At 67.1% G+C, this 18001-nt stretch carries 22 protein-coding genes; 19 read left to right on the forward strand and 3 right to left on the reverse strand.

What is annotated here, in order from left to right; translation table 11 throughout:
• Positions 1 to 20: 20 nt before the first annotated feature.
• Positions 21 to 674: a phosphatase PAP2 family protein gene (locus DSHI_RS02160; protein WP_157865196.1), complete on the reverse strand. Its 654-nt coding sequence runs from the start codon at positions 672 to 674 to the stop codon at positions 21 to 23.
• Positions 675 to 1362: 688 nt separating this feature from the next.
• Here DSHI_RS02160 and DSHI_RS02170 point away from each other — a divergent pair.
• From DSHI_RS02170 to DSHI_RS02190, 6 genes are all read left to right on the forward strand, one after another.
• Entirely contained in the window at positions 1363 to 1824 is a 462-nt protein-coding gene (locus DSHI_RS02170) for a P-type ATPase actuator domain-containing protein (RefSeq protein WP_012177103.1), read from the forward strand.
• Positions 1817 to 2413: a DnaJ domain-containing protein gene (locus DSHI_RS23040; RefSeq protein ID WP_340214067.1), complete on the forward strand. Its 597-nt coding sequence runs from the start codon at positions 1817 to 1819 to the stop codon at positions 2411 to 2413. Before DSHI_RS02170 ends, DSHI_RS23040 begins: the two co-directional genes overlap by 8 nt.
• On the forward strand, positions 2414 to 2746 hold the full coding sequence (locus DSHI_RS23045; protein WP_340214066.1) for a DnaJ C-terminal domain-containing protein: 333 nt from the start codon (positions 2414 to 2416) through the stop codon (positions 2744 to 2746).
• Positions 2746 to 3108, forward strand: a complete 363-nt coding sequence (locus DSHI_RS02180; protein WP_012177104.1) for a chaperone modulator CbpM — start codon at positions 2746 to 2748, stop codon at positions 3106 to 3108. The genes DSHI_RS23045 and DSHI_RS02180 overlap by 1 nt, the downstream gene beginning before the upstream one ends.
• Before the next feature lie 147 nt (positions 3109 to 3255).
• Entirely contained in the window at positions 3256 to 3507 is a 252-nt protein-coding gene (locus DSHI_RS02185; RefSeq protein WP_012177105.1) for a YgaP family membrane protein, read from the forward strand.
• A gap of 19 nt (positions 3508 to 3526) precedes the next feature.
• Complete coding sequence (locus tag DSHI_RS02190) at positions 3527 to 5410, forward strand: PHA/PHB synthase family protein (protein ID WP_012177106.1); 1884 nt, start codon at positions 3527 to 3529, stop codon at positions 5408 to 5410.
• Between the two features lie 112 nt (positions 5411 to 5522).
• On the opposite strand, the gene DSHI_RS02195 is transcribed toward DSHI_RS02190, so the two are convergent.
• Positions 5523 to 5810, reverse strand: a complete 288-nt coding sequence (locus DSHI_RS02195) for a sll1863 family stress response protein (RefSeq protein ID WP_012177107.1) — start codon at positions 5808 to 5810, stop codon at positions 5523 to 5525.
• Between the two features lie 22 nt (positions 5811 to 5832).
• Complete coding sequence (locus DSHI_RS02200; protein WP_012177108.1) at positions 5833 to 6267, reverse strand: hypothetical protein; 435 nt, start codon at positions 6265 to 6267, stop codon at positions 5833 to 5835.
• Positions 6268 to 6470: 203 nt separating this feature from the next.
• Between DSHI_RS02200 and DSHI_RS02205 the strand changes: the two genes are divergently transcribed.
• The 13 genes from DSHI_RS02205 to DSHI_RS02270 all read left to right on the forward strand — a co-directional run bounded on the left by DSHI_RS02205 (position 6471) and on the right by DSHI_RS02270 (position 17945).
• A complete protein-coding gene (locus DSHI_RS02205; protein WP_012177109.1) occupies positions 6471 to 7919 on the forward strand; it encodes a YfcC family protein in 1449 nt (482 codons plus the stop codon).
• Between the two features lie 15 nt (positions 7920 to 7934).
• Positions 7935 to 9164 carry an arginine deiminase gene (locus DSHI_RS02210; RefSeq protein ID WP_012177110.1) on the forward strand — a complete coding sequence of 410 codons (1230 nt, stop codon included), beginning with the start codon at positions 7935 to 7937 and terminating at the stop codon, positions 9162 to 9164.
• 13 nt (positions 9165 to 9177) lie between these two features.
• Positions 9178 to 10179, forward strand: a complete 1002-nt coding sequence (locus tag DSHI_RS02215) for an ornithine carbamoyltransferase (protein WP_012177111.1) — start codon at positions 9178 to 9180, stop codon at positions 10177 to 10179.
• Positions 10180 to 10182: 3 nt separating this feature from the next.
• Positions 10183 to 11121, forward strand: coding sequence for a carbamate kinase (gene arcC, locus DSHI_RS02220; RefSeq protein ID WP_012177112.1), 939 nt, complete (start codon positions 10183 to 10185; stop codon positions 11119 to 11121).
• A 253-nt stretch (positions 11122 to 11374) separates the two neighbouring features.
• Positions 11375 to 12763: a F0F1 ATP synthase subunit beta gene (gene atpD, locus DSHI_RS02230; protein ID WP_012177113.1), complete on the forward strand. Its 1389-nt coding sequence runs from the start codon at positions 11375 to 11377 to the stop codon at positions 12761 to 12763.
• Positions 12760 to 13170: an ATPase gene (locus DSHI_RS02235; RefSeq protein WP_012177114.1), complete on the forward strand. Its 411-nt coding sequence runs from the start codon at positions 12760 to 12762 to the stop codon at positions 13168 to 13170. The genes atpD and DSHI_RS02235 overlap by 4 nt, the downstream gene beginning before the upstream one ends.
• Positions 13167 to 13454: an AtpZ/AtpI family protein gene (locus DSHI_RS02240; RefSeq protein WP_012177115.1), complete on the forward strand. Its 288-nt coding sequence runs from the start codon at positions 13167 to 13169 to the stop codon at positions 13452 to 13454. Before DSHI_RS02235 ends, DSHI_RS02240 begins: the two co-directional genes overlap by 4 nt.
• Positions 13451 to 13756 (forward strand): N-ATPase subunit AtpR, encoded by a 306-nt coding sequence (locus DSHI_RS02245; protein WP_012177116.1) that lies wholly within the window; start codon positions 13451 to 13453, stop codon positions 13754 to 13756. Before DSHI_RS02240 ends, DSHI_RS02245 begins: the two co-directional genes overlap by 4 nt.
• On the forward strand, positions 13747 to 14436 hold the full coding sequence (locus DSHI_RS02250; RefSeq protein WP_012177117.1) for a F0F1 ATP synthase subunit A: 690 nt from the start codon (positions 13747 to 13749) through the stop codon (positions 14434 to 14436). Before DSHI_RS02245 ends, DSHI_RS02250 begins: the two co-directional genes overlap by 10 nt.
• Positions 14433 to 14723 (forward strand): F0F1 ATP synthase subunit C, encoded by a 291-nt coding sequence (locus tag DSHI_RS02255; RefSeq protein WP_012177118.1) that lies wholly within the window; start codon positions 14433 to 14435, stop codon positions 14721 to 14723. The genes DSHI_RS02250 and DSHI_RS02255 overlap by 4 nt, the downstream gene beginning before the upstream one ends.
• A gap of 4 nt (positions 14724 to 14727) precedes the next feature.
• The gene (locus DSHI_RS02260) at positions 14728 to 15495 is read left to right on the forward strand and encodes a F0F1 ATP synthase subunit B family protein (protein WP_012177119.1); all 768 of its coding nucleotides are present in this window, start codon (positions 14728 to 14730) and stop codon (positions 15493 to 15495) included.
• The gene (locus DSHI_RS02265) at positions 15485 to 17014 is read left to right on the forward strand and encodes a F0F1 ATP synthase subunit alpha (protein ID WP_012177120.1); all 1530 of its coding nucleotides are present in this window, start codon (positions 15485 to 15487) and stop codon (positions 17012 to 17014) included. The genes DSHI_RS02260 and DSHI_RS02265 overlap by 11 nt, the downstream gene beginning before the upstream one ends.
• Positions 16998 to 17945, forward strand: a complete 948-nt coding sequence (locus DSHI_RS02270; RefSeq protein ID WP_012177121.1) for a F0F1 ATP synthase subunit gamma — start codon at positions 16998 to 17000, stop codon at positions 17943 to 17945. Before DSHI_RS02265 ends, DSHI_RS02270 begins: the two co-directional genes overlap by 17 nt.
• The last annotated feature ends 56 nt before the right edge of the window (positions 17946 to 18001 follow it).

An 18001-nucleotide genomic window follows, 5' to 3' on the forward strand; every position in this document is an offset into this window, starting at 1 on the left:
GCGGTCGGGCCGGTCGGCCCTCAGGTGTCGGGCCCCGGGCGTGACGAACGATCCTGCGGCCCGGCCCGGTCCAGAAACCGCGCAAAGATTCCGCAAAACAGCGCCCATCCTGCGCCGATGATCCACGCCGCCAGCACATCCGTGGGCCAATGCACCCCCAGATACACCCGGCTGATCCCGACGCCGAGGACGATCAGGATCGCGAGCGACACCACATATCCCTTTTCCCGACGCCTCTTGAGCGTCCGCGCCGCAAGCACGGCCAACGTCAGGTAGACGACCGCTGCCATCATCGAGTGACCGCTGGGGAAACTGGCGGTGTATATGGCTGTTTCCTGCGACACGAGATCGGGCCGCGGACGGTCGAACCCGGCCTTGAGCAGCTGGCTCAGGCCGACGCCCGTGGTCACCGCCAGCAACAGGAATGCCGAGGTGATCCGCCGCCGCTGCAACCAGAAGAGACCCGCGACCGACAATGTCAGGAAGCTCAACACGAACGTCCCGCCCAGAGCGGACAGATCGCGCCCCAGCTCTTCGATCCAGATGGGCCCCAGCGGGTCGGTGAGGTCCGCAGGATTGCGCAGCGCGATCAGCAGAGACGTATCGAAGGCCCGGGTTTCGCCGCCGACCACGGCATTCGTGATCCGTGCGAAGGCCCAAAGCAGCGCGGCCACGATTAGAAGGCCTGTGATCTGAGGGTTCGGCCTGACGTCGCGCAGCAAGTGCAAGTGCGATTTGTTTGCCATCGGGACCCGGGTATTGTTCGTGGCGATCGCGCGGGAAGAGGGGAGGCGCCGCGAATTGTTGATGCAGCAGCTTGGCCTGTGGCACAAGGTGCACATGCACAACTTCATGATGCAGAGGGTGAGCAAAGACCACCCACGCCGGGTGAAGGCCTGCGTCACTTCGTGCGGTAGTCTGCTCGACCTTCAGGGCGCCGCCCATCACCAGCAGCACCACCTCCAGCAGCGCGCCCGCCATGCACCAAAAGGCGCCAGAAGCGTCACCAGCCCAGCAACGCAGACCACCCAGCCAGTGAGCAGCAGGATGCCGACCACGCCCAGAATGGCCCCAGTGCCCGCCGCGTCGCAGAGGCGTCGGTCTTGGTCTGTTTAACGGGGGGTGTCGTGGGTCGGTTTCCTTATGCCAGTGCGCGTTTCCGTTTCTCGGGGATGACGGGTCTGACTGCGCATCCATGGCGCTTCGCAACTGCAAACCGCGGCCTCTGGCATTAACGCGGATCAATATCTCTGCGGGCAGAGGTCAGGGCGGCTTTCCCGGGGTCGATTGATCTGCGTTAAACGTTCGGGCCCGTGGTCTGGGGTAGATCGGATACATGATGAAAGAACATGGATCGCGGCGATGGCTACCGGGACTGAAGAACGGGTCTATTCTTGGGATATTACCAGTGTGGCCGCCAACCTGCATGTGGACGAAGCGGTGCTGACCGGCGAGTCGGTGCCGGTGCGCAAGCAGACCGACCCCGTTGCCGCAGAGGCGGTGGTGGCCGAGTGCTGCAACATGGCCTTCAAGGGATCCTCCGTGACCCAGCAAAGCAGTTTCCTGGAAGGCCAGGCGCCGCGCTATATCGCGCGCAGCTATTCCGAGGCCACGGCGGAGGCGATGGACGCCGCCGTGCGCGGGGTGCTGCGCGAGGTGTCGGACGAGGCGCTGGAAATCCTGACGCAGAATCGGGATATTCTGGAGACGTCCGCGCGCCGCCTGCTGGAGGTCGAAACCCTGGACGAGGCGGAGTTGCGCGACCTGGCCCGTGGATTGAGCGTTGACATTTCGACAGAAAACAAAGGCGCGGTGAATGAGTGAAGACCCCTACAAGGTGCTTGGCGTTGCCAAGGACGCGACCCAGGCCGAGATCAAGAAGGCCTATCGCAAGCTGGCCAAGGCGCTGCATCCCGACCTGCACCCGGGCGACAAGACCAAGGAGGCGCAGTTCCAGGCGGTTGCGGCGGCCAACGACCTGCTGGGCGACCCGGAGAAGCGCAAGCGCTTCGATGCGGGCGAGATCGACGCCAGCGGGCAGGAGCGCCCGCAACGGCAGTATTACCGCGACCACGCGGGGGCCGATCCCCAGGGGCGCTATGCCTCCGGCGCGGGGTATGGCGATTTCGAGGATCTGTCGGGGGTGTTTTCCGACCTGTTCGGGCGGCGCGGGCAGGCGCGGGGCGGGGCGCAGGGCTTTGCCGCGCGCGGCGCGGATGTACGCTATCGCCTGGTGGTGGATTTCATGGATGCGGCCATGGGGGCCAAGCGGCCCGTGCCCCTGCCGGACGGGAGTGCCATCGACCTGACCATCCCGGCGGGCGTGCGCGACGGTCAGACCCTGCGCCTGCGGGGCAAGGGCCAGCCGGGTTTCGGCGGCGGCCCGGAGGGCGACGCCTATGTCGAGATCTAAGTGCGCCCGCACAAGGTCTTTGCCCGCGACGAGAACGACATCGAGGTGGAGGTGCCGATCACCTTCGACGAGGCCGTTCTGGGCGCGAAGGTCGAGGTGCCCACGCTGTCCGGCAAGGTGTCGATGGGCATTCCCAGGGGTGCCACCTCGGGGCAGCGCCTGCGCCTGAAGGGCCGGGGCATCAAGCCTGCCAAGGGGGAGGCGGGCGATCAATACGTGCGGCTGAAGATCGTCACGCCCCCGAAGATCGACGCCGAGATGGAAGATATCGCGCGGCGCTGGCGCGACCTGGGCGCGCCCGATCCCCGCGCGAGCTTGTGGAGGGAATTGTGATGCTGGACGAACGCGATGTCGTGGCGCGGGTCGCGCGGGTGGAGTTGCGCGAATTGCGGCTGTGGGTGCGGGAGGGCTGGGTCAAGCCGGTCGAAACCGAAACCGGCCCGGTATTCGACGATCTCGACGTGGCGCGCATCCGGTTGGTTTGCGACCTGCGGCAGGACCTGGAGCTGCCCGATGACGCGGTGCCGGTGATCCTGTCGCTGCTGGACCAGCTTCATGGGATGCGCCGGGACCTGCGGGCGCTGGTCCGCGCGGTGGAGGCGCAGACCCCCGAGACCCGGCGCGCGATCGTCGCCGCCGCGAGCGAGCTGATGGCGAGCGAGCTAATGGCGGGCGAGCCGACCGAGCGCGGCTGAGCCGCGCGGGCCGGGCCGGTGCGCGCGCGGGTGTTAACCGGTGTTAAGGCGCGTCTGGCCCGCCGGGGCTAGGTCTGGGGCGTTGCCGAGGACCCGGCCGCATTTCGCGGGGATCGGTCGGCAGACACGCGTGCAAGGGGTCGGAAAATGACCGCGAACATGGGAAGTCTCGACCGTGCGTTGCGCGGGATCATCGGCCTGCTGCTGATCGTTCTGCCCCTGGTGACCACCTTGGGCATCCATGCGGCCGCATGGGGGCTGTGGCTGAGCGTGATCCTGGGGGCCATTCTGGCGGTGACGGCGATTTACGGGGTCTGTCCGGTCTATTTCCTGCTCGGGGTGAAGACCTGCAAGACCCGAGGCAGCATCCCGGGACGGATCACGATGCGGACAAGCTGAACTGAGAGGCACCCAAGACATGACAAAACGGCAGACCATTTCCGCACCGACGGACGACATCGATCCGCGCGCGGACCATCGGGGCGGCCCGGTCGCAGCACCTGTACCCTCGACACCCCCGGCACGGGCCGCCGACGGTCCGGAGGTCGCGCCGGAGCTTGGCCCGCTCTGCCCTGCCGAGAAGCCGGACAGGCACGGGCTGTCGATGCTCGACCAGGCGACCAAGGCACATCTGGCGCGGCTCACGCAGGGTATCTCGCCCTTCGGGCTGACCTCCAGTTTCTTCGATTGGGGGATGCATCTGGCCGCCTCGCCGGGCAAGCAGATGCAACTGGCCGACAAGGCGCAGCGCAAGGCGGCGAAGCTGGCAATGGCGGCGAGCCGGATGGCCCTGGGCAAGTCCGGTGCCCCCTGCATCGATCCGCTGATCTATGACAAGCGTTTCGTGGCCCCGGAATGGCAACGCTGGCCCCATAACCTGATCTACCAGAGTTTCCTGATGACCCAGCAGTGGTGGTACAACGCCACCAACGATATAGACGGTCTGTCGCGGTGCGACGAGCAGGTGGTGTCCTTCGTCATGCGCCAGCTGCTCGACATGATGTCGCCGGCGAACGGTCTGTGGACCAACCCGGAGGTTCTGGCCGAAACCACGCGGACCTTCGGGGCCAATCTGGTGCAGGGGACCCAGAACCTGATCGAGGACATGGAACGGGCGCTGGCGGGCAAGCCGCCCGTGGGCGCGGAAGACTACCTGCCCGGGCGCGAGGTCGCGGTGACGCCGGGCAAGGTCGTCCATCGCAGCCACCTGTTCGAGCTGATCCAGTACGCGCCGCAGACCGAGACGGTTGCGGCCGAGCCCATCCTGATCGTGCCGGCCTGGATCATGAAATACTATATTCTCGACCTGTCGCCGCATAACTCGCTGGTCCGCTACCTGGTGGAGCAGGGCTTCACCGTCTTCATGATCTCGTGGCGCAACCCGGATGCGGGGGACCGCGATCTGGGCATGGAGGATTATCTGGCCGCGCTCGATACGGCGCTCGACGAGATCGGTGCGATCGTGCCCGAAACGGGTGTGCACGGTGTCGGCTACTGCTTGGGCGGTACGCTGTTGTCGGTGAAGGCGGCGCTAATGGCGCGCGACGGGGACGACCGGCTGAAGACGCTGAGCCTGCTGGCGACCCAGACCGATTTCGAAGACCCCGGCGAGTTGCAACTGTTCATCAGCGAGAGCCAGCTGTCCTATCTCGACCACATGATGTGGGACCAGGGGTATCTGGACACCAAGCAGATGGCGGGGGCGTTCCAGCTTCTGCGGTCGCGCGACCTGATCTGGTCGCGCTATGTCCACGAGTACCTGATGGGCCGCCGTCAGCCGATGTTCGACCTGATGGCGTGGAACGCGGATGCCACGCGCATGCCCTACCGGATGCACAGCGAGTATCTGCGCAGCATGTTCCTCGACAACCAACTGGCGCAGGGGCAATACCGGGTCGGCGGCAGGCCGGTGGCGCTCAGCGATATCCGGGCGCCGGTGTTCTGCGTCTCGACCACGGGCGATCACGTCGCGCCGTGGCAGTCGGTCTACAAGCTGCACCTGCTGGCCGATACCGACATCACCTTCGTGCTGACATCGGGCGGGCACAATGCCGGCATCGTCAGCGAACCGGGGCACAAGGGCCGCAGCTATCAGATCCGGACCCTTCCGGACGCCGAGCATTACATCCCGCCCGAGGACTGGCGCGCGCAGACGCAGGTGCAGGACGGGTCCTGGTGGCCTGAGCATGTCGCCTGGCTGCGGGCGCATGGCGCGCCAGAAGAGGGGCCGCCGCCGCCCATGGGGCGCAAGGGTGCGGGCGATCTGCGAGACGCGCCGGGCGCCTATGTCCTGCAACCCTGATCCGCGCATGATCCCTGGCCGCCAAAAGCGGCTGGGGCAAGGAGTGCGCAGCGCATGAAAAAGCCCACCGCTGCGACAGCGGTGGGCCTGGCCTAGAACACCGGCGAACGGGTCAGGAAAACCGGGATCGGGCGCGTTTCAGGGCGGCTTCGAGATCGTCCCAGGCGGCTTCGGTGCCCTTCCTGAGATCCTTCCATGCCTCGCCCCCGGCTTCGTTGAGGGCGTCGAGCCGGGCCTCGGCCCTTTCCTGCCGGCCTTTGAGTTCCTCCATTTCTTCCATGTATTTCAGGCGCGCATCCGCGCTGGCCCCGCGGAACTTGGCGCGCAGCTGGTCGATCTGGGCTTCCCACTCGTCGAGCTGGGCCCGGAACTTGTCCTGGTAGGCTTTCTTTTCGTCCATGAGCTTTTTCCTTTCGGTCGGTTCAGACAGGTGTGGCGCGCGTCTTGCTCATCGCATGCTTGGTATTCTCGGCCGCTTCTTCCGTGGCCTCGATTTCGTGTTCGATCATCGTGCGCGCGCATTGGGACATGAATTCGGTGCAATCGCGGGCATCCTCGGCCAGCCGTGCTGCGGAGCGGGTTTGCCATTCGGCCATGGCCTGCATCGCGCCGGCGGGATTCATCATCCCCGTGGAGGCGATGTGGGAGGTCACTTCCAGCGCGGAATGCAGGGCCTCGTGACGGCGCTTGAACCAAGCGGACGAGAACTTCTCGGCCTCCTTCATGAGCTCCTGCTGGGCCTGGGCCAGATGCTCTGACTGCGGTCTGAAGGCCGGGTTGAGAGAAAAGACAACCTGCGCGGCGTTCAGGGCAGTCTCGGTCGCGTCGTTCGCGGGCGGTTTTGCAGTTCTGGCCATGGGAGTTTCCTTTCAAGGGTTCAGCGGAGAATCGACCTCAGTATCGTTAACGCGACCCGGGCTGCATTAACCTTCGTCAACATGGCCTCCGATGGTCGCCCTGACTGCGCAGGTAGGGCGGGCGCGGTTAACGCGGGTTAATGCGCGGGGGCGACGGCGGGCTAAGGCTGGGGCGTGACTTTTCGAACCAAGGGAGGCTCCTGATGGCCGACGGAACGCAACCGCCGAAAGATCCCGAGCACGACCTGTCCTCGCGGTTCCCGACCGCCTATACGATCCTTTTCGGGCTCATCATTCTTGTCGCCGCCCTGACCTGGTTCATACCGGCCGGTCAGTACGAGCGCGTGATGAACGAGGAGGTCGGCCGCGAGGTCGCCGTGGCCGGAACCTACACCGAGGTGGCACCCAACCCGCAAGGTTTCGTCGAGGTGATGCTGGCGCCGATTGCCGGGTTCTACGACCCCGACAGCTATGCCGCGAATGCCATTGACGTCGCGCTCTTCGTGCTGCTGCTGGGCGGGTTCCTGGGGGTCGTGAACGCCACCGGGTCGATCGACACCGGCATCCGCACCGCCATGGCAGGCATGAAGGGGCGCGAGATCTGGATGATTCCGATCATGATGTCGCTGTTTGCCATCGGCGGCACGACCTATGGGATGGCCGAGGAAACGCTGGCCTTCTATGCGATCCTGATCCCGGTGATGATTGCCGCGGGCTACGACGCGGTTACCGGCGTTGCGATCATCCTGATCGGGGCGGGGATCGGCGTTCTCGGCTCCACCATCAACCCGTTTGCGACGGTGATCGCCTCGGATGCGGCGGGCATTCCGTTCACCGACGGGATCGTGCTGCGCCTGATCATCCTGCTGGGCGGGCTGGCGATCTGCGCGGCCTATGTCATGCGCTACTCCAAGCGGGTCAAGCAGGACCCGTCGCGTTCGGTCGTGGCGAAACAGGGCGCCGCCCATCGGCGCCTGTTTCTGGCCGATGCCGAGACCGCCGACGTGAATGACAGCCTCACGGGCACGCAGAAGATCATCCTGGTTCTGTTCGCGATCACCTTCGCGGTCATGATCTGGGGCGTCGCCAGCCAGGGCTGGTGGATGGCCCGGATGGGCGCGCTGTTCCTGTTCGCGGCGATTGTCGTGGGTATCGTCGGGCGCCTGGGCGAGAAGAAGCTCACCGGCAGTTTCGTCGACGGGGCGCGGGATCTTCTGGGTGTGGCGCTGGTCGTCGGGCTGGCGCGCGGGATCGTGGTGATCATGGAGCAGGGGCTGATCGCCGACACGATCCTCTACAGCGCCGAGCAATCGCTGGGGGGCCTCGGCGATCTGGCCTTCATCAACCTGATGTTCTGGATCGAGATCGGTATGAGCTTCTTCGTGCCGTCCTCTTCGGGCCTCGCCGTCCTGTCGATGCCCATCCTCGCGCCGCTGGCCGATTTCGCCGGTGTCGGGCGCGACCTGGTGGTGACGGCCTACCAGTCCGCCAACGGGCTGGTGAACCTGATCAACCCGACCTTCGCGGTGGTGATCGGCGGGCTTGCGATCGGGCGGGTCGGCTATGACCGCTGGATCGTCTTCATCTGGCCGCTGATGCTGATCTTGCTGGTGTTCATCTCGGCTGCGCTCAGCCTTGCCGCGATACTTTGACTGGAAGGAAGAAACATGACCGCTCACAAGCTTGGCGTTCATTCGGAAACCGGAACACTGCGGCAGGTGATCATCTGCCGCCCCGGCCTGGCGCATCGGCGGCTGACGCCGGAGAATTGCGAGGAATTGCTGTTCGACGATGTGTTCTGGGTCAAGCAGGCAAAGCAGGACCACGAGGCCTTTGGCGCCGCCATGACGCAGGAGGGGGTCGAGGTTCTGGAAACCGGCGCGCTGCTGGGGGAGACGCTGGAGATACCGGAGGCGCGCAAATGGGTGCTGGATCACCGGATTTCGGCCAATGACGTGGGCGTCGGGATGCGCAAGGACCTGCGCGACTGGATGGACGAGTTGCCCGGTACGGAGTTGGCGACATGGCTGATCGGCGGGCTGACCGTGGGCGATGTGCCGTTCGAGGCAACGAGCATGTTCGGCGCTTACCTGGGGCGTCACGGCTTCATCCTGCCGCCCTTGCCCAACTTCCTGTTCACCCGGGACAACTCGTCCTGGGTGTATGGGGGTGTCACGCTGAACCCGATGTATTGGCAGGCCCGCCGTCCCGAGACGCTGCTGACCGCGGCGATCTACAGGTACCACCCGAAATTCGCCGGCAAGGTCCACGAGATCTGGGCGGATCCGTTGAAGAACCACGGGCTGGCCACGCTGGAGGGTGGTGACGTGATGCCGGTGGGCAATGGTCTGGTGCTGGTCGGGATGGGCGAGCGGACCTCGCCCCAGGGCGTCGGCCTGATGGCGCAGGCGCTGTTCGGCGAGGGGCGCGCCACCCGCGTCATCGCCTGCCAGATGCCGAAATCGCGCGCGGCGATGCATCTGGATACGGTCTTCACCTTCTGCGGCGACAATATCGTCACCAGCTTCAAGGAGGTGGCCGACGAGATGACCTGCTATGACCTGCATCCCGGCGAGGGGGACAAGCCGCTGGACATGCGCCATGACACCCGGCCGATGTTCGAGGTGGTGGCCGAGGCCATGGGCTTCAAGAAGCTGAACGTGGTGCCCACCGGCGGCTCGGACCCGTTCGAGCAATCGCGCGAGCAGTGGAACGATGGCAACAACGTGCTTGCCCTGCGTCCCGGCGTGGTCATGGGCTACGACCGCAACGACGACACCAACGCGGCCCTGCGGGCCGAGGGCATCAAGGTGATCGAGCTGCCGGGCGCCGAGTTGGGCCGGGGCCGGGGCGGCAGCCGCTGCATGTCCTGCCCGACCATTCGCGACGCTGTGTAGGAGGGCAAATTCAATGGCTTTCAACCTCAAGAACCGGCATTTCCTGACCCTGCGGGGTTTCACGCCCGAGGAAATCGGATTTCTGCTGAAACTGTCCGCGGATCTGAAATCGGCGAAATACGCGGGCACCGAGGTGCCGACCCTGCGGGGCAAGGAAATCGCGCTGATCTTCGAGAAGGACAGCACCCGCACCCGGGTGGGTTTCGAGGTGGCCGCCCATGATCAGGGCGCGACCGTCACCTATCTGGGGCCGTCGGGCACCCATCTGGGCAAGAAGGAAACCGTCAAGGACACCGCCCGTGTGCTGGGCCGGGTGTATGACGCGATCGAGTATCGCGGTTTCGGCCAGGAGATCGTGCAGGAGCTGGCCGACTGGGCCGGTGTGCCGGTCTATAACGGGCTGACGGACGAGTTTCACCCGACGCAGATCCTCGCCGATTTCCTGACCATGCAGGAGCATTGCGAAAAGCCCCTGCGCGAGGTGGCCTATTGTTTCATGGGCGACGCGGGCAACAACATGGGTGACAGCCTTCTGATCGGTGGGGCCAAGATGGGCATGGACGTGCGCCTTTGCGCGCCGCGAAGCCTGTGGCCGGTGCAGTCCATTCAGGACGAGGCGCGGGCGATCGCTGAGCATACGGGCGCGCGCGTCACGCTGACCGAGGATGTCGACAAGGCCGTCAAGGGCGTCGATTTCGTCTATACCGATGTCTGGGTGTCGATGGGCGAGCCAGTGGAAAAATGGGCCGAGCGGATCGATCTGTTGATGCCGTACCAGGTCAACGCGGATGTGATGGCCCGGACGGGCAATCCGCGGGTGCGGTTCATGCATTGCCTGCCGGCTTTCCACAACGCCGAGACCGAGGTCGGCTGCGACATTCAAGACAAGTTCGGGCTGGAGGCGATGGAGGTCACCGAGGAGGTGTTCGAAAGCCCCGCCTCGATCGTCTTCGACCAAGCGGAGAACCGGATGCACACGATCAAGGCGGTTCTTGTCGCCACGTTGGGGGGCTGAGCCATGCTGGTCGTTGCGGCATTGGGGGGCAATGCGCTCCTGAAACGGGGTGAACCGCTGACAGCGGAAAATCAGCGCAGGAACGTGCGCGAGGCGGCCGTGGCCCTGGCCCGGATCGTGCGCGCGGGGCACCGGCTGGTGGTGACCCATGGCAACGGGCCGCAGGTGGGGCTTCTGGCCTTGCAAGGCGCGGCCTACAAGCCCGAGGAGGCCTATCCGCTGGATGTTCTGGGGGCCGAGACCGGCGGCATGATCGGCTATATCATCGAGCAGGAGCTGGAAAACGCCCTGGATCACGACCGCGCGGTGGCCACGTTGCTGACCCAGATCGTCGTCGATCCCGACGACCTGGCATTTCGCGATCCGGCCAAGTTCATCGGCCCGGTCTATTCCCGCGACGAGGCCGAGGCGCGCGCCAAGGCCGTCGGGTGGACCATCGCACAGGACGGCGACAAGTGGCGCCGGGTCGTGCCGTCGCCCGCCCCCCAGGAAATTCCCGACATGCGGGTGATCCGGATGCTGCTGGAGCAGGACGTGATCGTGATCTGCGGCGGCGGGGGCGGCATTCCGGTGCTGCGCCGGGCCGATGGCAGTCTGATCGGCATCGAGGCGGTGATCGACAAGGATGCCGCCAGCGCGCTGCTGGCGCGGGAACTGGAGGCGGATGCGCTGCTGCTGCTGACGGATGTCGACGGGGTTTACCGCGATTTCGGCACCGACAGGCAGGCGCGCATCGACAGTCTGACGCCGGGGGAGGCGTTCAAGCTCAATCTGCCGGCAGGCTCGATGGGGCCCAAGATGCTCGCGGCGGCGCGGTTTGCCGCCTATGGCGGGCTTGCGGGGATCGGGCGGCTGGACGAGGCCACCGACATCCTGGAGGGGCGGGCGGGCACCCGCGTGATCCCGGATGCCACCGATGAGGGCGGGTCCGGGCGTGGGTGACAGATGTGCACGACCGGCGGCCTGAGCAGAGCAGGGAACACCGCATGAGACGATGGGAAGACCAGTTCGCGGAGAGCGCCGCGGATGTTGCCCGTTCCGCGAACGGGGCGCGTCAGGTGCGCGATACCGCTGCCCGATACGGACGCAGGGATGTGGTTCTCACCGCCGCGCGCATCGCGGGCCCATGCGCCCTGCCGGTCGCGCTCGAGGCGCCGTCGCAGCGGGGTGCGTACACGTGACCGAGACCCACCCCATGCCGGCCGATCCCGAGGTCCACTTCGAAGGGACCATCGTCGCCATTCGCGGCGGTGTCGTGGACGTTGCGTTCGCCGAAGCGGTGCCGCGCATCCACGCGCTGATCGTGGCGGGCGGCGTGGCGATGGAGGTGGCCTCCATCGTCGGCGAGGGGGTGGTGCGCTGCATCGCCCTCGGCCCGACCCGCGGCCTGGGTCTCGGTACCCGTGCCACGGGCACGCGCGCGGGCATCGAGGTGCCGGTGGGCGAGGGGGTGCTGGGACGGATGCTGGATATGTTCGGCGCGCCGCTCGACGGTGCGCCGCCGCCCGAGGCCACGGCCCGGCGCCCGATCCACCGCCCGCCGCCGGTCCTGTCGGACCGGGTGCTGCGCGCCGAGGTCCTGGAGACCGGGATCAAGGCCATCGACCTGCTGTCGCCCATCGAACGGGGCGGCAAGACGGGCCTGTTCGGTGGCGCGGGCGTGGGCAAGACCGTTCTCCTGAGCGAGCTGATCCACAACACGGTGGAGCATCACCACGGCGTCAGCCTGTTCTGCGGGATCGGGGAGCGGTCCCGCGAGGCCGAGGAATTGTGGCGCGAGATGGGCGAGGCCGGGGTGCGCGAGCGCATGGTGATGCTGTTCGGCCAGATGAACGAGGCGCCGGGCGTGCGGTTCCTGGTGGGTCATTCGGCGCTGACCATGGCCGAATATTTCCGCGACGACCGCGAACAGGATGTGCTGTTGCTGATCGACAACATCTTCCGCTTCGTGCAGGCGGGCTCGGAGGTGTCGGGCCTGCTCGGCCGGATGCCGAGCCGCGTGGGCTATCAGCCGACCCTGGCGACGGAGCTGGCCGCGCTGCAGGAGCGCATCGCCTCGACCCGGCGCGGTGCGATCACGTCGATCCAGGCGGTTTACGTTCCGGCGGACGATTTCACCGACCCGGCGGCGGCGCATATCTTTTCGCATCTGTCGGCCTCGGTCGTGTTGTCGCGCAAGAGGGCGTCCGAGGGGCTTTATCCGGCGGTCGATCCGCTGGCCTCGACCTCTGTCATGCTGACGCCCGAGGTCGTGGGACAGCGCCATTACGACATCGCGCGCGGCGTGCGCCGGACCTTGGCGGAGTACGAGGACCTGCGCGACATCATCGCGATGCTGGGGATCGAGGAGTTGTCGGCCCATGACCGGGCCGTGGTCGCCCGCGCGCGGCGGCTGGAGCGCTTTCTGACCCAGCCGTTCTTCACGGTGGGGGCAGCGGCGGGCACCCTGGGCAAGCTGGTACCGATCGCCGAGACCCTGGACGGCTGCGAGGAGATCCTGTCGCAGACCAGCTTCGAGCGGCCCGAGAGCGCCTATTACATGATCGGCGCGCTGAGCGATCTGCGAAAGGAGGCCGCCGCATGACCATGGCGACCGAGATGCGTGTCTATCTGCGCCTGCCCTCGAGGATCATGTTCGACGGATCGGCGGTGCGGCTGCGTGGCGAGGCCCCGAATGGTAGTTTCGGCATCCTGCCCAACCATGTCGACCTGGTCACGCCGCTGGTGTCTTCGGTGCTTCTGATCGCGCAGGCCGACGGGACGGAGCGGATTTTCGGGATCGACGAGGGGCTGTTGGTCAAGAAGGGTCACCGGGTCGAGGTGGCGGTGCGCCGGGCGGTGGAGACCGACGACCTGGACCAGATGCGCGACATCGTGCGCGACAGTTTCGCGGGTCTCGAAGACGAGGAGCGCGCCGCGCGCGCCGCCCTGTCGCGGCTGGAGGCCGATATGGTGCGGCGGTTTGCAAGCCTGAGAAAGGCGCAGGGATGACGCAGAAGCCAGACAGATCCGCGGAGGATATCGGCCAGCGCGCGCGCCGGATGAAGGCCGCGCGCGACGATCCCGGTCCCAGCCCGTTGCGCGGCATCGGCACGTTCGGGATGATCGGCTGGTCCATCGCGGTGCCGACGGTGGGCGGCGTGTTCCTGGGCCTGTGGCTCGACCGCGTGGCGCCGCAGACGTTTTCCTGGACCATCGCACTGCTTCTGGGGGGCGTGGTGCTGGGGGCGCTGATCGCCTGGAACTGGATCGGCAAGGAAGGAGACGGAAGATGATCGGGTTGGACTGGACCCTGACGGGCCTTGGGGCATTTTTGGGAGTTCTGGCGGGGGCGGCGTTCTTCGCGGGCCTGGCCTGGGGCATGCGGATCGCGTTGCGGCGGGCGCGCCCGGCGCCGGTTCTGCTGCTCAGTGCGGGTCTGCGCATCGCGGCCTTGCTGGCGGTGGGCTATTGGGTCGCGGGGGAGGGCGGGACATCCATGTTGCTGGGCTTTGCGGGAGGTTTCCTTGTGGCGCGGGTGTGCATCCTCATGCTGGCGCGGCGGCCGGTCCCGGAGGAGGCGGCGCGATGGAACTGACCCCCGATACCAATATCGTCTTCGCGCCTTGGGGCTTCGGCATCAATGCCACGATCGTCAACACCTGGATCATCATGGCGGTTCTGACCGGGACCGCGGCGCTGGTGACCCGTAACCTGCGCCCGGACGTGCCGCCGAACCGATGGCGCACGACGCTGGAAGTGATCGTCGGGGGCATCGTCGGCCAGATCGCCGAGATCACCGAGCGGCGCGACCCGCGCATCCTGTATTTCAGCGGCACATTGTTTCTGTTCATCGTCACCGCAAACCTGCTGACGGTGGTGCCGGGCTTCGACACGCCCACCGCGTCGCTGTCGACCACGGTGGCGCTGGCGTTGTCGGTGCTGATCGCGGTGCCGCTGTTCGGGATCGGCAGCCGGGGACTGGGCGGCTACCTGCGCACCTATCTGGAGCCGTCGGTGATCATGCTGCCCTTCAACATCATTTCGGAGGTGTCGCGGGGCATCTCGCTGGCCATCCGGCTTTACGGGAACATCATGTCCGGCGCGGTGATCGCCGCGATCCTGCTGGGTGTCGCGCCGTTCTTCTTCCCGGTGGTGATGGACATGCTGGGCCTGCTCACCGGCGTGATCCAGGCCTACATCTTCGCGATCCTCGCCACTGTCTACATCTCGTCGGCCACGGCCGCGACGCCGAAACCGCCCAAGGAGGCCCCATGACCGATCTTGCCATCATTGCCGCCGTGTCCATCTTCACCGCCGGGTTGACCATCGCCATCGGCGCCATCGGCCCGGCGCTTGGCGAGGGGCGCGCGGCGTCGACCGCCCTGAGCGCCATCGCGCAGCAGCCCGACGCGGCCTCGACCCTGTCGCGGACATTGTTCGTCAGCCTTGCGATGATCGAATCCACCGCGATCTACTGCTTCGTGGTGGCGATGATCCTGATCTTCGCCAACCCGTTCTGGGAGGCCGCGCTGGAGGCTGCCACCGTCGGCGCCGGAGGCTAGGGCCATGTCGATCGACTGGATCACGGTGGCGGCGCAGATCGTCAACTTCCTGCTGCTGATCTGGCTGCTCAAGCGGTTTCTCTATCGTCCCATCCTGGACGGGATCGACGCGCGGGAGGCCGAGATCGCCGCCCGGATGGGGGAGGCCGCGGCCGTGCGCCAACAGGCGGAGGCGCGAGAGACCGAGTACGAGGCCCGCATCGCCCAGCTGTCATCGAGCCGGGCCGAGCTGCTGGAGGAGGCCCGCCGCGCGGCCGAGGCGGAACGGGACGCGTTGCTGAGCAAGGCCCGCGCACGGCTGGAGGAGGAGCAGGCCGAGCGTGCCGCGCACCGCGCCGAGGAGGCCGCGCGGCATCGTGCCGACCTGCAGCGGCGCGGGGCCGAGGCGCTGCTTGCGCTGACCCGCAAGGCGCTGCGCGATCTGGCCGACGAGGGGCTGGAGCGGCGCATCGTGCTGCAGGCCGCCGGGCGCCTGGCGGATATGGGGGATGATCTGCGCGAGGCCGCCGGAGACGCGCGGCAGGCCGTGGCCCTGACCCGCGATCCCCTGCCAGAGGAGGTGCAAGCGCGCCTGCGATCGGATCTCGGCGATGTGCTGGAGGGTGTGAGCCTGCGGTTCGAGGTCGATCCCGGGCAGTCGCCTGGTCTCAACCTGCGGCTGGGGGGCGCGCAGCTCGGCTGGACGGTGGACAGTTATCTCAACGGGTTGGAGGCGACCCTGGCGGAGGCCGCCGGGCGGCCCGCGCGCAGGGGGGGTCACGATGCGGCATGACACCGATCCCCGGCCCAGCACGGCCGATCTGATCGACGCGGTGCTGGACGCGCCGCCGCCGCGCCCCGAGGTCAGCGAGGTGGGCCGCGTGGCCGAGCTTGGCGACGGGATCGCCATCGTGACCGGCCTCGCCCGGGCGCTGGCCGACGAGGTGCTCGATTTCGCCTCGGGTGTTTCGGGGATCGTGTTCGACCTGGAACCGGGGCGCCTGGGCGTGGTGCTGCTGGGCCCGTCGCAGAACGTCGCCATGGGCGAGGATGTGCGCCGCACGGGCCGCGTGGTGAGTGTGCCGGTCGGCCCTGCCACGCTGGGCCGGGTTGTCGATGCCCTGGGGCGGCCGCGCGACGAGCGCGACCCGGTGACGGACAGTCCGCTGGCACCGGTGGAGGCCGAGGCCCCCGATATCCTGTCGCGCACGCCGGTGTCGCGCCCGCTCGCCACCGGGCTGAAGGCGGTGGATGCCGCCGTGCCGGTAGGGCTGGGCCAGCGGCAATTGATCATCGGCGACCGGCAGACCGGCAAGACCTCGATCGCGGTGGATACGATCCTCAACCAGAAGGATACCGGCGTGATCTGCATCTATTGCGCCATCGGTCAGCGCGGCGATGCCGTGGCCAAGGTGATCGGCGCGCTGCAGGGCGGCGAGATGTTGGGGCAAACGGTGGTCATCGCGGCAGGCGACGAGGACGCGCCGGGGCTGGCCTATATCGCGCCTTATGCGGCGATGTCCGTGGCCGAAAGCTTCGCCGCGCAGGGGCGTGACGTGCTGGTCGTGCTGGACGATCTGACCCATCACGCGCGCACCTATCGCGAGCTGTCGCTGCTTCTGCGGCGCCCGCCGGGACGCGAGGCGTTCCCGGGCGACATCTTCTATGTTCATGCGCGGCTGCTGGAGCGGGCGGGGCAGTTCGGGGAAGGGGCGGGATCGATCACGGCGCTGCCGGTGGTCGAGACCCAGGCCGAGAACCTGTCGGCCTATATCCCCACCAACCTGATTTCGATCACCGATGGCCAGATCTACCTCTCGCCCAAGCTGGTACGCACGAACCAGTTCCCAGCGGTCGATCTGGGCGTCTCGGTCAGCCGGGTGGGCGGCAAGGCGCAGGCGCGTGCCTTTCGCGCGGTGGGGGGCAACCTGCGGGTCACGCTGTCGCAGTTCGAGGAGCTGGAGGAATTCGCCCGCTTCGGCACGCGGCTCGATGAGGACACCCGCGCGCGGCTGGCGCGGGGCGGGGCGGTGCGCAATGCCCTGCGCCAGGCCGAACGCGACCCGATGGCCGCCCACGAGCAGCTTGCCGTGCTGGTCGCGGCCATGGAGGGGCTGCTCGACGGGATGGACGAGGCCGCGGCGGGGGCCGCGATGCAGGCCATTCGCGCGGCGATCCGCGCCGCGGATGGCGGACTGCCCGAGATCATTGCCGGGGACGAAAAGCTGACCGAGGACGCGCGCGGGCATATCCTTGCAACCGCCCGTGCGGCCCTGGCGCAGACGGGACGGGGCGATGGCGCAGACGCTTGAACGGCTCACGGGCCGCACCGAAACGATGCGCGGCATCCGCAGCATCGTGCGGACGATGAAGACCATGTCGGCCATCAACGCGCTGCCCTATGAGCAGGCGGCCGATGCCATCGAGGCGTATCGCGACACGGCGATCCTCGGGTTCCGGGCCTTCGTGCGCAGTCACGGGCCCTTGCCGCGGGATGCCGCCACGGCGGGACAGCCGGTCGTGATCGCCTTCGGGTCGGACCACGGTTTGTGCGGTAATTACAACGAGCTTGTGGCACAACAGGTGGATCGCACCCGTCGCACCGATGTGGAGACGACGGTGATCTGCGTCGGCGCGCAGATGGAAGATGCGCTGGCGGGCCTCGGGATCGTTCCGGCAACGACACTCTTGCCGCCCGCCAATGCCGACGGGCTGGGGCGGCTGGCCGGCCGCCTGATTGCCCTGCTGGACGAGATCCGCGCCGCGCAGCCCGATGGACAGATCAACGTGACCCTCGTGTTCACCCAGCGCGCCGAGCACGGCCAGCAATCGCCGGTGTCCAGGCGGCTCCTGCCGCTCGACCCGGAACTGACGGACGGGTTCGCGCGCCAGCCCTGGCGCTCGCGCAGCTTGCCGCGCTTCACCCTTGCGCCCGAGCAACTTCTGGCGGCCCTGATCCGCAGCTTCCTGTTTGCGGAAATCTTCCGCGCCGCCGCTGAAGCCATGGTGACCGAGAACGCCGCGCGGCTGGCGCGGATGCAGCAGGCCGAACGTTCGGTCGACGAGCGTCTGGAGGAGCTGACCGCCGAGATGCGGTCGGTGCGCCAGAGCGAGATCACCACCGAGCTTCTGGACGTGATCATCGGGTTCGAGGCGATCAAGGGACGTCACCTGCGCAAGCCGAAAGGCCGCGGGGCGCGACAGGAAGGTCCGGACGAAAACGCCTCGGATCAGGGGCGTTAACCCGGATCGATGACGTGCCGGGGTGTTTGACCTAGGGATGTCATCAGCACCGCAAC

This window comes from Dinoroseobacter shibae DFL 12 = DSM 16493, from assembly GCF_000018145.1.
GTDB lineage: Bacteria > Pseudomonadota > Alphaproteobacteria > Rhodobacterales > Rhodobacteraceae > Dinoroseobacter > Dinoroseobacter shibae.

Excerpts from the sequence above, each read along its gene's own strand:
- DSHI_RS02215 (WP_012177111.1), top strand. The coding sequence starts at position 9,178 with ATGGCTTTCAACCTCAAGAACCGGCATTTCCTGACCCTGCGGGGTTTC.
- DSHI_RS02235 (WP_012177114.1), top strand. The coding sequence starts at position 12,760 with ATGACCATGGCGACCGAGATGCGTGTCTATCTGCGCCTGCCCTCGAGG.
- DSHI_RS02245 (WP_012177116.1), top strand. The coding sequence starts at position 13,451 with ATGATCGGGTTGGACTGGACCCTGACGGGCCTTGGGGCATTTTTGGGA.
- atpD (WP_012177113.1), top strand. The coding sequence starts at position 11,375 with ATGCCGGCCGATCCCGAGGTCCACTTCGAAGGGACCATCGTCGCCATT.
- DSHI_RS02210 (WP_012177110.1), top strand. The coding sequence starts at position 7,935 with ATGACCGCTCACAAGCTTGGCGTTCATTCGGAAACCGGAACACTGCGG.
- DSHI_RS02240 (WP_012177115.1), top strand. The coding sequence starts at position 13,167 with ATGACGCAGAAGCCAGACAGATCCGCGGAGGATATCGGCCAGCGCGCG.
- DSHI_RS23040 (WP_340214067.1), top strand. The coding sequence starts at position 1,817 with ATGAGTGAAGACCCCTACAAGGTGCTTGGCGTTGCCAAGGACGCGACC.
- DSHI_RS02260 (WP_012177119.1), top strand. The coding sequence starts at position 14,728 with ATGTCGATCGACTGGATCACGGTGGCGGCGCAGATCGTCAACTTCCTG.
- arcC (WP_012177112.1), top strand. The coding sequence starts at position 10,183 with ATGCTGGTCGTTGCGGCATTGGGGGGCAATGCGCTCCTGAAACGGGGT.
- DSHI_RS02200 (WP_012177108.1), bottom strand. The coding sequence starts at position 6,267 with ATGGCCAGAACTGCAAAACCGCCCGCGAACGACGCGACCGAGACTGCC.
- DSHI_RS02255 (WP_012177118.1), top strand. The coding sequence starts at position 14,433 with ATGACCGATCTTGCCATCATTGCCGCCGTGTCCATCTTCACCGCCGGG.
- DSHI_RS02265 (WP_012177120.1), top strand. The coding sequence starts at position 15,485 with ATGCGGCATGACACCGATCCCCGGCCCAGCACGGCCGATCTGATCGAC.
- DSHI_RS02195 (WP_012177107.1), bottom strand. The coding sequence starts at position 5,810 with ATGGACGAAAAGAAAGCCTACCAGGACAAGTTCCGGGCCCAGCTCGAC.
- DSHI_RS02190 (WP_012177106.1), top strand. The coding sequence starts at position 3,527 with ATGACAAAACGGCAGACCATTTCCGCACCGACGGACGACATCGATCCG.
- DSHI_RS02180 (WP_012177104.1), top strand. The coding sequence starts at position 2,746 with ATGCTGGACGAACGCGATGTCGTGGCGCGGGTCGCGCGGGTGGAGTTG.
- DSHI_RS02170 (WP_012177103.1), top strand. The coding sequence starts at position 1,363 with ATGGCTACCGGGACTGAAGAACGGGTCTATTCTTGGGATATTACCAGT.
- DSHI_RS02185 (WP_012177105.1), top strand. The coding sequence starts at position 3,256 with ATGACCGCGAACATGGGAAGTCTCGACCGTGCGTTGCGCGGGATCATC.
- DSHI_RS02270 (WP_012177121.1), top strand. The coding sequence starts at position 16,998 with ATGGCGCAGACGCTTGAACGGCTCACGGGCCGCACCGAAACGATGCGC.
- DSHI_RS02205 (WP_012177109.1), top strand. The coding sequence starts at position 6,471 with ATGGCCGACGGAACGCAACCGCCGAAAGATCCCGAGCACGACCTGTCC.
- DSHI_RS02250 (WP_012177117.1), top strand. The coding sequence starts at position 13,747 with ATGGAACTGACCCCCGATACCAATATCGTCTTCGCGCCTTGGGGCTTC.